Source organism: Paenibacillus sp. EKM206P, assembly GCF_011066155.1.
Classification (GTDB): domain Bacteria; phylum Bacillota; class Bacilli; order Paenibacillales; family Paenibacillaceae; genus Paenibacillus; species Paenibacillus polymyxa_D.
Genome location: NZ_JAAMNQ010000001.1, coordinates 717,356 through 731,489, shown reverse-complemented (window position 1 = coordinate 731,489; position 14,134 = coordinate 717,356). Strand labels below are relative to the sequence as shown.

The 14,134-nt window shown below is 43.2% G+C and carries 13 protein-coding genes; 2 read left to right on the top strand and 11 right to left on the bottom strand.

The window, feature by feature from the left end:
* The first annotated feature begins 144 nt into the window (after positions 1-144).
* A complete protein-coding gene (locus G9G53_RS03545; RefSeq protein WP_023987960.1) occupies positions 145-483 on the top strand; it encodes a helix-turn-helix domain-containing protein in 339 nt (112 codons plus the stop codon).
* A gap of 204 nt (positions 484-687) precedes the next feature.
* Here the strand turns inward: G9G53_RS03545 and G9G53_RS26875 are convergent, their stop codons facing one another.
* The 8 genes from G9G53_RS26875 to G9G53_RS03505 all read right to left on the bottom strand — a co-directional run bounded on the left by G9G53_RS26875 (position 688) and on the right by G9G53_RS03505 (position 9,186).
* The gene (locus G9G53_RS26875) at positions 688-1,173 is read right to left on the bottom strand and encodes a DUF1036 domain-containing protein (protein ID WP_165145329.1); all 486 of its coding nucleotides are present in this window, start codon (positions 1,171-1,173) and stop codon (positions 688-690) included.
* Between the two features lie 297 nt (positions 1,174-1,470).
* The gene (locus G9G53_RS03535; RefSeq protein ID WP_165145326.1) at positions 1,471-2,610 is read right to left on the bottom strand and encodes a 5-methyltetrahydropteroyltriglutamate--homocysteine S-methyltransferase; all 1,140 of its coding nucleotides are present in this window, start codon (positions 2,608-2,610) and stop codon (positions 1,471-1,473) included.
* 123 nt (positions 2,611-2,733) lie between these two features.
* A complete protein-coding gene (locus tag G9G53_RS03530; RefSeq protein ID WP_165145323.1) occupies positions 2,734-3,636 on the bottom strand; it encodes a LysR family transcriptional regulator in 903 nt (300 codons plus the stop codon).
* A gap of 179 nt (positions 3,637-3,815) precedes the next feature.
* The gene (locus G9G53_RS03525) at positions 3,816-5,225 is read right to left on the bottom strand and encodes a glycoside hydrolase family 1 protein (protein WP_165145320.1); all 1,410 of its coding nucleotides are present in this window, start codon (positions 5,223-5,225) and stop codon (positions 3,816-3,818) included.
* A 74-nt stretch (positions 5,226-5,299) separates the two neighbouring features.
* The gene (locus tag G9G53_RS03520; protein ID WP_165145317.1) at positions 5,300-7,180 is read right to left on the bottom strand and encodes a beta-glucoside-specific PTS transporter subunit IIABC; all 1,881 of its coding nucleotides are present in this window, start codon (positions 7,178-7,180) and stop codon (positions 5,300-5,302) included.
* 183 nt (positions 7,181-7,363) lie between these two features.
* Positions 7,364-8,221, bottom strand: a complete 858-nt coding sequence (gene licT / locus G9G53_RS03515; RefSeq protein ID WP_029516650.1) for a BglG family transcription antiterminator LicT — start codon at positions 8,219-8,221, stop codon at positions 7,364-7,366.
* Between the two features lie 246 nt (positions 8,222-8,467).
* Positions 8,468-8,803 (bottom strand): carboxymuconolactone decarboxylase family protein, encoded by a 336-nt coding sequence (locus tag G9G53_RS03510; RefSeq protein WP_069012182.1) that lies wholly within the window; start codon positions 8,801-8,803, stop codon positions 8,468-8,470.
* Positions 8,800-9,186, bottom strand: coding sequence for a tautomerase family protein (locus tag G9G53_RS03505; RefSeq protein WP_165145314.1), 387 nt, complete (start codon positions 9,184-9,186; stop codon positions 8,800-8,802). Before G9G53_RS03505 ends, G9G53_RS03510 begins: the two co-directional genes overlap by 4 nt.
* 111 nt (positions 9,187-9,297) lie before the next feature.
* Here G9G53_RS03505 and G9G53_RS03500 point away from each other — a divergent pair, with 111 nt between their 5' ends.
* Entirely contained in the window at positions 9,298-10,173 is an 876-nt protein-coding gene (locus G9G53_RS03500) for a LysR family transcriptional regulator (protein ID WP_029516647.1), read from the top strand.
* Positions 10,174-10,326: 153 nt separating this feature from the next.
* Here G9G53_RS03500 and G9G53_RS03495 read toward each other — a convergent pair whose 3' ends face one another.
* From G9G53_RS03495 to G9G53_RS03485, 3 genes are all read right to left on the bottom strand, one after another.
* Positions 10,327-12,255 (bottom strand): PTS fructose transporter subunit IIABC, encoded by a 1,929-nt coding sequence (locus tag G9G53_RS03495; RefSeq protein ID WP_029516646.1) that lies wholly within the window; start codon positions 12,253-12,255, stop codon positions 10,327-10,329.
* Positions 12,256-12,322: 67 nt separating this feature from the next.
* A complete protein-coding gene (gene pfkB / locus G9G53_RS03490) occupies positions 12,323-13,234 on the bottom strand; it encodes a 1-phosphofructokinase (RefSeq protein ID WP_165145311.1) in 912 nt (303 codons plus the stop codon).
* 2 nt (positions 13,235-13,236) lie between these two features.
* Positions 13,237-13,983: a DeoR/GlpR family DNA-binding transcription regulator gene (locus tag G9G53_RS03485; protein ID WP_029516644.1), complete on the bottom strand. Its 747-nt coding sequence runs from the start codon at positions 13,981-13,983 to the stop codon at positions 13,237-13,239.
* Positions 13,984-14,134: the final 151 nt, after the last annotated feature.

The following is a 14,134-nucleotide window of genomic DNA, read 5'->3' as shown; positions in this document are numbered from 1 at the left end:
TTCCTCCAGAGAATTTCAAGAATAGTCTTATTATACTCTAAAATAATACTTATAGATATAATTAATACTAAATATACGATTCTTAATCTCATGTTTACCCAAGAAAATCTTGTCTACACTTTTTAGTATGAAGGGGTGTAGATCATGCAGGACAAAGAAGTACTAAAGCTAGTTGGGGCTAGAATAAGAGTGTTACGCAAAGAAAAAGGCCTCTCACAAGAAGCTCTTGGGGAAAAAGGTGGCTTTCATTTTACATACATTGGACAGATCGAACGTGGAGAAAAGAATGTTTCTTTGATAAATGTAGCTAAAATCGCAAAAGCACTAGACGTAAACTTAGTTCAGTTGTTTTCATATGTAAGCGAGGACCCAAAAATCGTGGAATCTGATGAAGATATTATAGAAATTATTACGATGCTCAAAAAGTCGAGTCCAGAGAAAGTACGATTGGCGAGGAATGTGATACGGGAGATTACAAATTAAAAGGATTTTTTTGCACTAAATAAAAGAACCACCTTTAGTTAATAAGGCAGTTCCTATTGCACTATTGTTTTACGTAAGTTCAATACCCTATCGAAAATTAAATTAACATATATACATCCAGTATTAACTTAATTCAAGTTTCTTATATAAAAGTGCGAACTGAATCGAATACGAAATTACAAAGGATTCCCCTCCATTATGAAACTATTGGCTTCTAGGTAGTTTCTTGCGGTCATTCAATTTAGATTTTCTTTTTACCCTTTTTGTGGGCAATACCATACGAACATTTTTTAGCTTCGTTTTTCTTTGAGCACTATTTGTAATAAGGTTGACTGTAAAGTTCACAAAACCGCGTTGGATGTTAAGTGTTTTAAAACCAACTCTTCTGCAATTATTGCATAGATTCCCATTAATATTCCAGATCCAACATCCACTGAAGTTATAATTAGGAACATGTATGGGGAAACTACCTGACCACACAAGATTTCTTGATACGCTCTCAGCGTAATAATATATTGTTCTATCCCCTACGTTGCCAGTAACAACTTCCCTCGTTTGACCAGGCGCCAAACGGTACCAGGTAGACAATATACCAGTTTGTCCCACAAAGACAAACCCACATCTACTCGCGTGATAGAAAATAGCTACTTGTACGGTAGAATTGGTGCTGTTTCGAAAATAAAGACTCATTTTTTGTCACTCCCTCTTAATGCCATTCTACAATCCATTGTATGCAAAAGTTGTAAATAGGAAGTGGACAAACATAAAAGAGTCTTAGCCTTTTTTAGGATATTCAGAAATTATGCTTTTTTAGAGTTTCCCGCCATCAGTTTGGCGAAACCATATGACCATATTGTTTATGTTATGGAATTCATTCAAAAGAATACACCCACCTAATCTTGTAAAGATTAAAAAACACGTCAATATATGACGTGTTTTTTAATAAAATATCTTTAACTAATAGAACCTTTTAATTCCCCTAAACCCTTACTTCCAAATCTCGTCCGCAATCTCTTTAATGAAAGCAAGCTTTTTCCACTGCTGCTCTTCTGTCAGAATATTGCCCTCTTCTGTCGAAGCGAATCCGCATTGTGGGCTGAGGCAGATGTGGTTGATGTCGACGAATTGAGTCGCTTCCTTAATGCGGTTAATGACCGTCTGCTTGTCTTCAAGTTCACCCGTTTTGGAGGAAACGAGACCCAGTACGACCTGCTTTTGATCTTTCAGATGCTTAAGCGGTGTGAAATCGCCTGCACGGTCGGTATCGAATTCGAGATAGTAGCCGTCGATGTTGTCGATGCCGAACAGGGTTTCGGCTACAGGCTCATAGCCGCCAGAAGATGCCCAGGTGGAATGGTAGTTACCACGGCATACGTGGGTCGTAACGACCAAATCGGCTGGAAGATCCTTCACCGTTTCCTGATTCACACGGGCAAACAGCTTTTTGGTATCTTCCACATTCTCACCCGCATGCTGTCTAGCTTCCCAATAGTTTTTATCACAGAGCATCCCCCATGTGCAATCATCCAGTTGCAAACTACGGCAGCCTTCATTATACAACGCTTGGATCACGGATTTGTAGGCTTTGGCGATATCCGTCACCAGCTCATCCAGATTGCTGTAATACGTATCGGTTGTTTCTTTATTCTCTCCGCGCAACAGCTCGGCCAAAAACTGCGCAGGTGCCGGGATCGTTTGGCGCGCGATGGCATCCTCACCCGCTACTTGTTTCAAGAATTTGAAATCTTCAATGAAAGGATGACGGGAATGTCCGATTTTACCGGACAAGCGTGCGGTTTCCGCTCTTGTTTCCACACCTTGGAATTGGTAGCCGTTCGAAAGCTGTACCTTTTCCACACCGTCCAGACCCCACATAAAATCAAGATGCCACCAGGAGCGTCTGAATTCACCGTCTGTCACAGCTTGAAGTCCTACAGATTTTTGCTTTTCTACTAGCTTGATAATTTCGTTATTTTCAATCTTTCTCAGCTCGTCCGCAGAGATTTCATTATTTTGAAATTGAATTCTGGCGTCTTTAATCGCTTGCGGGCGCAAAAAGCTGCCGACCATATCATGTCTAAAAGGGGTCACTTTACGTTGGGATGCATTATCAAGGATGCTGCTCATTAGGGTTATCTCCTTTTTCGCTTCTGTAGTGAAGTTCTTGTAAGAAAGATAACATACATTTTCAGTTATAAGGTAACTCTAATAAACTATAGCTAGTTATAGCCTAAGGCTATACCGAACCTTTTATTCCCCTATCGCCTCATGCAGCGCTTCTACATAGACGGTGGCCAGCTTGGAGAGCGCAGCGTTTTTATGACAAATCCACCCCACATTAATAGACTCATCACATTCCAGAGGGACGGAAATAATTTCGTTACCGTTCAGATCCGCACTGATCACTCCGGTAGAAATCGTATAGCCGTTCAAGCCAATGAGCAAATTAAAAAGGGTCGCCCGGTCATGGACGCGAATGCTTTTGGGATGTGACAACGTACTGAGAATCTCCTCGGAAAAGTGAAAGGAATTGTACTCCCCTTGCTCAAAGGACAAATACGGATACGGATGAAGCTGGTCAATGGTCACGATGGACTGTTGGGATAGCGGATTATTGGCACTGATAAAAATATGTGGCTTGGCCGTAAACAGGCTGTTGAATTGTAGATTCGCATCTTTTAGCAGCTTGTTAATGACCTTGGCGTTAAATTCATTCAGATACAGAATTCCGATCTCACTGCGCAAGCTTTTGACATCCTGTATGATTTCATGGGTTTTGGTCTCTCGCAATGCCAATTCATACTCTTCTTGACCATATTGATTCACCAGATTCACAAATGCATTTACGGCAAAAGCGTAATGCTGCGTGGACACAGCAAAATGCTGTGGTGTAGGCTTGGCATCCAGATAGCGACTTTCCAGCAGCTCCGCCTGCTCAACGACCTGACGTGCATAACCGAGGAATTCCACGCCTTCCTTGGACAAAGAAATCCCCTTATTGGTACGCTCAAAAATGGTGATATGAATTTCTTCCTCCAGATCGCGAATCGCGTTCGACAGACTGGGCTGGGAAATGAACAACCGCTTCGCCGCCTCATTCATAGAACCGCGATTGGCAACCTCGATGACATATTTTAATTGTTGTAAGGTCAATGCATGATGTCCTTTCCGTTTGTGTTTCTTCTATTATATAATACACGATCACACTTCTAAGAAAAGGTATAGTCGTTACTTAAATGAGAACAGCCTCTCTCCCTAAGGTTTAAAAATATAAACACCTCCCTAAATGGAAATCTTCCTTCCAGGGAGGTGCTCTAGTTACGATGCTTTAATTAACGAATTTCACCATTCGTGGAGATCAGCTTTTGATACCAATAAAAGCTTTGTTTACGAATACGACGCAGATCCTTGAGATCAAACTCCTCACGATCCACATAGATAAACCCGTAACGCTTGCTGGAGCCTTGATGGGTACTCACCAGATCAATTGCAGACCACGGACAGAAGCCGAACACTTCTACACCATCTGTAATAGCCAGTTGAATCTGCTCGATATGTTTGTTGAAAAAGTCAATGCGGTAAGGATCATTCACTAGATCCCCTTCTTCAAGCTTGTCAAAAGCGCCCAAGCCGTTCTCTGTCACGATCAAAGGCAAGTGGTAGCGAGAATAAATTTGGCGTAACGTGGATCTAAAACCGACCGGATCAATCTCCCAACCAAACTCCGTCGTTTGCAGATTGGGGTTAACGGAACCTCGATATGCTCCGGGTTCACCCACAATTTCATGCTGATCTCCTGTATGTGAAAAATCATTCCCGTCATCTAAACTTTCTCCTACGGTTTGAGAGGTATAATAATTAAATGCGATAAAGTCCGGGTTCCCCTTCGCTAATATATCCATATCCCCTTCTTCAATGACAGGCTCATAGCCTTTCTCGACCAAATAGCTCCAGGCAATATGGTTGTATCGGCCAAACACAGCCATATCCAGATAGAGCCAGTTGCGAATGGCTGCATAGTTGTCCGCCGCCAGCGTATCTTCAGGCTTGGAACTGGCTGGATAAATGACCCCAATATTCGGTGCTGGTCCAATTTTCGCATCAGGCAGCATCTCGTGGCACAATACCATGGCTTTCGCCTGGGCTACTAACATATGATGATTTTGTTGGTACAGTACCTTTTGCGGATTTTCCAGACTTGCATCTAATGTGCCAATAGAACCGGGATGGAGAATCAGCATGTTCTGCTCATTAATGGTTAACCAATATTTCACCCTGTCTCCAAAGTTCTCAAACAATGTTTTGGCATACTGTTCGAAGGCATCAATCGTCTCTCTCTTGGACCATCCGCCTTGTTGTTCGAGAGCATAAGGCAGATCAAAATGATACATAGTAACAATCGGTTCAATCCCGTATTTAATTAGTTCGTCAATTAATGAGCTGTAAAACGCGATTCCCTTCTGATTCACTTCACCTGCACCCAGGGGATAAATACGTGTCCATGCAATCGAGAAACGATATGCTTTAAAGCCCATTTCAGCCATCAGGGCTACGTCTTCTTTGAACATATGGTAATGATCACTGGTTATCTTAAAATCAGTGACCCCTTCGACGTGATTAGCCATGTCAATGACAGAAGGTCCTTTTCCATCTTCGTCCCATGCACCCTCTACTTGATAAGCGGAAGTGGAACCTCCCCAGAAAAAGTTTTCAGGAAATGCCTTCAATTGATTATGTTTCATGCTATAGTCCCTCCAGTTATCGTTATATCCTTCTGATTTTGCAATTCATGAATGTGATGATAGGCTTTCCTGTATCACACAACCAACGTTAGCAATACTTCATTTTTTTGAATTTGCTCCTGATTTGTGTCAAACACATCCACTTTATTTTTTGTAAGCGTGACGATGACAGGGGTCACGATTTCGTATCCTGCTTCAATAATCTGCTCTCTGTCAAACTGGATTAGCAAATCGCCCTGTTTCACGCTGTCGCCTTCTTTAACCACTGGATTAAAATGCTTCCCTTTCAGCGCAACGGTGTTAATTCCGATATGAATTAATATCTCCGTACCCGCCTTTGAAGTCAAGCCGATGGCGTGTCCTGTGGGAAACAGCGAGGTTACAACTCCATCTATAGGCGCTACGACCTCACCGACAGACGGCTCAATGGCTAAGCCTTTTCCCATCGCCCCTGTAGAAAATGCCGAATCATTCACTTGGCTCAATGGTATCGTCTTGCCTGTGATCGGGCTGTAGATCGTTTCTTTCTTGATGTCAACAGCCTTGGTTGCTGTAACAACAGGTTCTGGTTCTGCTGTTTTCACGGATTCAACTGTTTCTGGGGTCTCCTCCTTCACCTTGCTTTCATACCCAAAAATAAGGGTTAGTGCGGTTGCTGCCGCGAATGAGCAGGCAATGGCAATCACGTATAACAAGGTTGGCGTATACACTGGAATCGCAAAAATGTTGTGAAACACATACGCCGTCATTTTCACTCCAAAATGTCCATTGATGGCACCGCCTAGAGCACCTGCGATAATGACAATCGGAATGACACGTTTATAGCGAAGCACCAGACCATACACAATCGGCTCTGTCACACCCGCCAGCAATCCTGTAATACTCGTGGAACCGGCAAGAGTTCTAAGTGTTTTATCTTTTCTCGCCTTCAGGAAGATACCAAATGCGACCCCAATTTGAGCAAATACTGCTGCTGCAGCCATCGCCTCAATCGGATCCCCGCCAACACCGATATTTTGAATCGTGATGGGTGTAAAACCCCAGTGAAGTCCGAAGACGACCATAAAGGTCATAAAACCGCCAAGAACAATCCCTGACAAAATGCCACTTACACCGATTAACCATGTCACACCTGAAGAAATCCAATCTCCTACCCCTGTACCGAAAGGTCCGAAAGCCATCGCAGATAGCGGAACCATAATCATTAAAGCCAACATCGGAACTAAAAACAATTGTAAATCTTTAAGAATGATCTTCTTCAAAAACTTATCTACCAACGCATAGATGCTAATGGATATAAAAATCGGGAAAACACTGGCGGAGTAGTTCATCATGACCACCGGTATTCCTAAAAACGATACATCAGAGCCTTTGTCCATCAGCCCCGTAAAGTTGGGTTCCATGAGAGCCGCACCGATCACACCAGCTACATAAGGATTCGCCTTCAGCTTTATACCAAGCGTAATCCCTAGTAAAATCGGCAAGAAGTAAAACACAGCATTCCCTGCAGCAGACAGGATCATATAAGTATCACTTGTTGCAGACATCCATCCTAGCAAGGTCAAAACCGTCAGGAGTGCTTTTATCATTCCCGAGCCCGCCATCGCTGGAATCAATGGGGAGAAACTACCGGAAATGACTTCAAAGATTGTGGATATGACCGATGTTTTTTTCCCACTGGATTCACTGGCTGCAGGGGAATTCGATCCAAAATCCCTATTTTTCATGATCTCTGCATATACATAGGCAACATGGCTGCCAATAACAACTTGGAATTGTCCTCCGCTTTCAACAACGGTAATGATTCCTTCATGCTTCTCAAGCGCTTCTCTTTCGGCTTTTCGTGAATCCTTCAGGTCAAATCGGAGTCGTGTAGCACAATGGACAAGTCCATTGATATTTTCTTCTCCTCCAACGAGACGTACGATGTCTTCGCCCATTTTCTTATGATCCATGTTCATTCTCCTCTTGGGCAGATTGCCTGAAAACAAAAAAATACCTAAACGAAAGGCCTGTATGATCAAAGAAAATGATCACTGCCATTCATTTAGGTATCGCCTGCTTAACCAGTAACAATCCTTATATTTAAGTTGTGAGCCTACTATAAATCACTTAGAAATCGTTTGCAAGCTTTTTTTCTAAGAACTAGCTATATCATTTCTGGAGGTTACACGCTGTATATGAATCGTCAAATACACTTTTTCATCAATCGACATAGCACTTTCATGCTTTAACTCTAAATATTGATTGATTAATTGGGTGCATTGAAAAGCCTTCTCGTATTTATCTTTGACTTGGTCATACAAGAAATTATCCCCTGAAGCTAGTTGTTCTTGTTCATTGCTCAGCAATCGTTGGGCAAAGTACTGCAAATGAGTAATAAAACGGGAATAATTGAACGAAGTTTCATCCAGTGTAATCTCGTAGTAATCGGTTACAATGTTGAAAATGTCATCAATAATCTCGGTAATCTCAACCGTTTGTTTCATTCCCTGACCGTCTTGTCTTGCATTTACAAAATGCATAGCAATAAAGCTTGCTTCATGCTCATCCATTTGGATGCCAAATTGAGCATGGATGATGTCCAATGCGTTCATTCCGATCATAAATTCTTTTTTGTAAAATTTTTTAATTTGCCATAACAGTGAATTTTTAAGTCCTACGGATTTTCTGTATCGAGAGATGGCAAATTGAATATGGTCAATCAGAGAAATATAGATATTGTCACTAAAAATATCTCCCATTTCCTTTTTTGCGCTGCCTACAATTTCATCCGCCACCTTTAAATACTCTACAGATGTTTCCCCAATAAGATCTATTAATTTTTGTGGAATTTTATCGGACTTTAATACAAAGGTTTTTTCTATTTTGTCTTCATCGACCCTCTGGCCATTTTTCTTTTTAAAGCCTAGACCATTCCCTATGACAACAAATTCATGACCCACCTGATTTTCGACTCGGATAACATTGTTGTTAAAAATTTGCCGGATGATCATTTATCTGCTCACCTCATTGATGTAATGACAAAGTTTGTAATAACAAAAAAAAACCAAATAACGACTAAATCAATTAGTCATTATTTGGGTATCGCCTGCTCACCAGTAACAATCCCGAAGGGCACTTCACCCCTCATTCAATTACTCTTACTATACCGCTTTCAATGCAGAATAACAATACAATCATGCCAAAAAACCGCCAAACACTCGGAATCCTTTGTGCTTAGCAGTTTTTTAGGTTCATGCTTAACTTTCTTGCTCTTTGCAAAACACCTCTTTGGCAACCTGAATGGCTGAGGCTGCCCGGGGCCATCCTACATAAAAGGCAAGCTGTGTAATGACTTCAACCAGTTCTTCCTCCGAAATCCCGTTTTCCTTGGCCAGGTTCAGATGATAAGGAAGTTGATTCACATGCTCACCCGCCACCAGAGCGGCAACTGTAATAAAACTCCGTTCCCTAAGAGACAACTCACTTCTTCTCCATACATCTCCAAAAAGAACATCCTCCGTATAGGTTACAAAAGCGGGTGCAAAATCACCGATCGTTTCCCGAACACTCGATTTGATTAATTTATGCTTCATACAATCATCTGGGCAAGTCCATTGCCAAAGGACCAATCCTCTAATTCAGTCTCTACCAGTGTCACAAAAACATCCTCCGGTCGGACTTTACATTCAATAGAGATGAGTTCGGCTAATCTTTGGTAAAAATCCTTTTTTTGTTCCGTAGTTCTACCCGATCCCATCGTAATTTGGATGTACAGCAGCTTGTCTGTTCTGGATACATTCAAATAATCGGGACTATAATAAAACTCGCTTTGCTTATGAGCATGAAAAACCTGAAAGTAATCCTTGGGCGGGACCTGAAAATGTTCGATCAAAGCATTCATGATACAGCGGCTAATGTCAGGCAGCTCTTGCTCTGTGTATTGTTGCTCCATGTAGCCAACTCGTACAAATGGCATGTTCATCTCTCCTATCCGTTGGGATAAGATGATTGTACTCCTCTACCCTTCATCTGTATAATTGAAAATAATCATAAATATATTCAATTTCATCGATGGAGATGAGCAAGCGTGGATCTGAAAGAATTAACTACATTTCGTACCATAATCGAAGAAGGAACGTTTTCAAAAGCTGCTGTCAAATTAAACTACGCTCAGTCTACAGTCACGAACCAAATCCAGAGGCTTGAAAAAGAGCTGGGATTTCAACTTTTTAAAAGGGGTTGGGATGCGGAGTTAACGTCCCCGGGCAAACTATATGCCGAGGAGATAGACGGACTTATTCAGCATTGGAATTTTGTAATGGACCAGGCGAAGTCGCTGAAAAAGGAGGAGATCGGCACGCTCCATATCGGTGTGCTTGAAACGGTAGCGGCTACCTTACTCCCCTTGGCTCTGCAGCAGTTTCGAGAGCATAAACCGAATATTACATGTCATTTTACAGTTGGAAACACGGATGCACTCGCACATGCTTTGGTGGATGGTAAGCTGGATTTTGCTATCTCTGGGGAACCTCACTCCATTCCTTCTTTACACTTTGAATCCATATTTCACGAACACATCGCCTTTATTGTGTCCCGTAATCATCCCTTCGCGGCAAAAAGTGAGCTTCAGCTCGAAGATCTGTACGCGTATCCGCTTATCGTCGGAGGTAAGAACTGCTTGTACCATATACGACTGGAGAAAGAGCTTTCACACTTCCCGTCGATGCCGTTTTTTTATACTGTCAGTCAAATCTCGTCGATCCCCACGTTCGTAAAAACGATTCCTTCAGTTGGAGTGGTTCTATCGTCAATGCCTTTGCCGGAGGAACTGGTCACCGTCCCCCTCCAGTTAACAGACCCTAATATTGCCGTTGGACTATTACAAAACAACCATCACCAGCAGTATATGTCTTCGGCCCGAAAGCTATTTATACAGCTGGTTAAGGAGCTTTGCAGGCTATAGCATCTATGAGAGACTACTAATAAGTTATATCATCTTTGCATAAAGAAAAAACCGCTAAACACTCAGAAACCTGGTGTTTAGCGGCTTTACTATTTTGAAGGCCTAAGAAAATGTGGCCCTCTCTTTATTTTTATACTCTTGTTGTCATACCTGTTATTTCGCTTCAAGCGGTTTTTTCCACAGTCCCAGAATGAGCGCGGAAATTACGGAACCAATCACCACTGCAAGCAAGAACAGCAAAGCATGATTGGCAAGAGCTGCTACAAAAATTCCGCCATGTGGAGCTGGAAGATTGATTTGCCAGAACTGCGTCAGACCACCAGCAATCGCTGAACCTACAATACAAGAGGTTAAGACACGCAGAGGATCAGCAGCTGCGAATGGAATGGCTCCTTCCGTAATGAAGGACAATCCAAGTACATAGTTCGTCAAGCCAGACTTGCGCTCTTGCTCAGTAAACTTATTTTTGAAGAACGTCGAAGCTAATGCGATTGCCAGCGGAGGTACCATGCCGCCCGCCATAACAGCCGCCATCATAGCTCCGTTCGTGTTACCACTGGAAGTAAAGACACCGATCGAAAATGCGTAAGCTGCCTTGTTGAAAGGTCCACCCATGTCAATCGACATCATTCCGCCCAGGATCAGACCCAAAATAACTGCATTACCTGTTCCTAAATTGTTCAGAACGTTGACAAGCCACGTATTAATACCACCGAAAATTGGATCAAACAGGTAGAACATAATCGCGCCTGTAATTAGGAGTCCGAATACCGGGTATAACAAGATTGGTTTTAAACCATCCAGCGTTTTTGGTAGACCTGCAAAAGCTTTACGCAGGAAGATCACCACATAACCAGCCAGAAAACCTGCTGCCAGACCGCCAAGGAAACCTGCATTGGAGTTTACAGCCATCAGACCCCCAACCATACCTGGCATCAGTGCCGGGCGGTCTCCAATACTCATCGCGATAAATCCGGCCAGTATCGGAATCAGGAAGTGGAACGCACCTGTTCCGCCGCCAATCGTTTGTAACAGTTGGAAGAATACATTATCTTCTCCCGCTACCTGTTCAATCAAGAAGGAAATGGCTAGCAAGATCCCCCCGCCTACAACGAATGGTAGCATATGAGAAATACCGTTCATTAAATCCTTGTAGATTTTGCTGCCTACGCTGCTCTTCTCCGCTTTCGACTCTTCAGCGCTGCCTTTACCTTCACTACGATAAATTGGCGCATCGCCGTTCAGCGCTTTGCGGATCAGTTCCTCAGATTTACGAATACCGTCACTTACCGGTCTTTGTAATACAGGTTTACCATCAAATCTGGCCATTTCAACCTTCTTGTCAGCTGCGACGATTACTCCTTTGGCACGACGAATTTCATCCGCTGTCAGTACGTTTTGTGCGCCTTCCGAGCCATTCGTCTCTACACGGATATTTACACCCATTTCTTTCGCTTTCTTAATAAGAGCATCTTCAGCCATAAACGTGTGTGCAATGCCTGTAGGACAAGCGGTCACTGCAACCACAAACTCGTCAGAATTCGGATTGCCAACGATAACGTCTGGCGTTTGCTGCGCTTTGGCTGCCTCTTTCTTAGCCTCTTTTGCTTTTTTGGCAGCTTCTTCTTCCGCCTGCTTGGTATCAAACAACACAGATACTTCATCCGGTGTTTGCGTTTTCATAAGGTTCCCGATAAAATCGGTATCAATTAAGAGCCGGGAAAGGGCTGCCAGTGTGCGAAGATGCGTATTTGCTGCTCCCTCTGGAGCCGCAATCATAAAGAACACTTTTGCCGGCTCACCGTCCAACGATTCGAATTCTACGCCTTTACTGCTTTTGGCGAAAACGACAGTCGCTTCATTCACAGCTTTGGTCTTGGCATGCGGCATCGCAATGCCGCCGCCGATTCCAGTGCTGGACTCTGCTTCACGTTTGTAAATCATTTCTTTAAACAAGGCACGGTCATTAATACGTCCACTTGCTTCGAGACTAGCGATGAGCTCCTCAATCGCCTCGTCCTTTGTCGTCGCCTGCAGGTCCATGATCATCGTTTCTTTAATCATCAGGTCTGTTATTCTCATTTTTCACACTCTCCTAAGTTCGGTCAGCGTGTCGATACACGCATAATAAGCTCATGATGCAGCCGGATTACCGTTTTGAAATCGTGACTTGCGGCCGTAATTGTTCAATTTTCTCTCTAGTAGCCAGATCATCGGAAAACGCAGTTGCGCTTCCGGATGCCACTCCTGCACGGAATGCTTCGATCGGATCGCCATGAAGAGCCAGCGTACCCACGAATCCAGCAATCATTGAATCACCTGCGCCTACAGAATTTTTAACCGTTCCTGCTGGTACATTTGCGTGATACACTTCATCTGCCGTAATGAACAAAGCCCCTTCTCCTGCCATGGAAATCAGTACATTTTTTGCACCTGCTTCCAGCAGCTTACGACCGTAAGTGACGATCTCCTCCTTTGAGTGAATACTTACGCCAAACAACTCAGCCAACTCGTGGTGATTTGGCTTGATGAGCAGCGGTTTATGAACCAGTGCCTTCATCAGCGCCTCACCTGTGGTGTCGATGACGAATTCAGCCCCAGTTTGCTGGCATACGCTAATCAGCCGATCATAGAAGTCTCCTCCAAGTGACGGCGGGATACTTCCCGACAAGACGACAATGTCATTTTTCTGGAGTGCGGCCAGCTTTTGCACCAACGCATCGGCCTCTTGCTCACGAATCACAGGTCCCAAACCGTTAATTTCCGTTTCATCGCCATGCTTGAGTTTAATGTTAATCCGTGTGTCATCTTCGATCATTACAAAATCAGTTTTAATGGATTCTTCCCGCAATGTATCGTCGATAAACCTGCCTGTGAATCCTCCTAGAAAGCCGATCGCCGTGCTATCTGCTCCCAGCTGGTTTAGTACACGTGATACATTAATTCCTTTACCACCTGGCAATTTCAAATCACGTTTCATCCGGTTCAAATCACCAAGCTTCAAATCGTCAACTTCCACGATATAATCAATGGAAGGGTTCAGCGTTACTGTATATATCATTGTTATCCCTCGATTATCTTAGTTTTCTGAGCGATGGATCGGCGTGAGCGTTCTGGCATCGATTCGGTAATAAGTATAGCTTCCTTGAGCTCGAACAGTTTGGCGAAGGTTACTTCTCCAATTTTGCTGGAATCGGCCAACACATACGTTTTGCCTGACAACTGATGGGCTCGCCGCTTGATTAGCGCCTCTTCAGGATCAGGAGTTGTATACCCCATTTCCATATCCACCCCGTTCGTTCCTAGAAAGCACTTGTCGAATCGAAAATTGTCCAAATTTTGTAGGGCAATACTGCCAATTACGGCTTTGGTATGAATTTTCATCATCCCTCCCAGTAGATAGCTTCTGATTCTTTTACTTACCAGTGCTTCTACGTGGGATAGACCATTCGTCACGACCGTCACGTCTTTAGCTTCAATGTAAGGAATCATCGCCATCGTTGTTGTTCCCGCATCCAGATAAATACATTCGCCATCCAAAATTTCTTTGGCTGCCATGCGGGCGACTGCGTTTTTTTGTTGAACGTTTTTGAATGTTTTTTCTTCCATGCCAGGTTCCTGACTTTTCTGATTCAGTAAGGTTGCCCCACCATGAATCCGTTTTAGCAACTGACGGCCCTCAAGATCTATCAAATCGCGCCGAATTGTTGATTCAGAAGCTCCCAACAGATCAGCCAATTCCTGCAACTTTACAACACCACGTTCTTGTAAGCGCTGTATTATTAACTTGTATCTTTCCTCCGTCAGCATCTTCATTCCCCCAACTGTTTATATCGTACCACAAACCTGATAAAAAACAATCATTTTTCTCCAAAAAGATTCAAAAAAATTCATTCCAACTTCATTTTTTTACAAAATGGTGAATTCCCGCTCTAATCGACATGATTGCGTTTACATTTTA

What these genes read in the sequence shown, in the direction of transcription:
- G9G53_RS03545 (WP_023987960.1), top strand. Translation starts at nt 145, where the DNA reads ATGCAGGACAAAGAAGTACTAAAGCTAGTTGGGGCTAGAATAAGAGTG.
- G9G53_RS26875 (WP_165145329.1), bottom strand. Translation starts at nt 1,173, where the DNA reads ATGAGTCTTTATTTTCGAAACAGCACCAATTCTACCGTACAAGTAGCT.
- G9G53_RS03535 (WP_165145326.1), bottom strand. Translation starts at nt 2,610, where the DNA reads ATGAGCAGCATCCTTGATAATGCATCCCAACGTAAAGTGACCCCTTTT.
- G9G53_RS03525 (WP_165145320.1), bottom strand. Translation starts at nt 5,225, where the DNA reads ATGAAACATAATCAATTGAAGGCATTTCCTGAAAACTTTTTCTGGGGA.
- G9G53_RS03520 (WP_165145317.1), bottom strand. Translation starts at nt 7,180, where the DNA reads ATGGATCATAAGAAAATGGGCGAAGACATCGTACGTCTCGTTGGAGGA.
- licT (WP_029516650.1), bottom strand. Translation starts at nt 8,221, where the DNA reads ATGATCATCCGGCAAATTTTTAACAACAATGTTATCCGAGTCGAAAAT.
- G9G53_RS03510 (WP_069012182.1), bottom strand. Translation starts at nt 8,803, where the DNA reads ATGAAGCATAAATTAATCAAATCGAGTGTTCGGGAAACGATCGGTGAT.
- G9G53_RS03505 (WP_165145314.1), bottom strand. Translation starts at nt 9,186, where the DNA reads ATGCCATTTGTACGAGTTGGCTACATGGAGCAACAATACACAGAGCAA.
- G9G53_RS03495 (WP_029516646.1), bottom strand. Translation starts at nt 12,255, where the DNA reads ATGAGAATAACAGACCTGATGATTAAAGAAACGATGATCATGGACCTG.
- pfkB (WP_165145311.1), bottom strand. Translation starts at nt 13,234, where the DNA reads ATGATATATACAGTAACGCTGAACCCTTCCATTGATTATATCGTGGAA.
- G9G53_RS03485 (WP_029516644.1), bottom strand. Translation starts at nt 13,983, where the DNA reads ATGCTGACGGAGGAAAGATACAAGTTAATAATACAGCGCTTACAAGAA.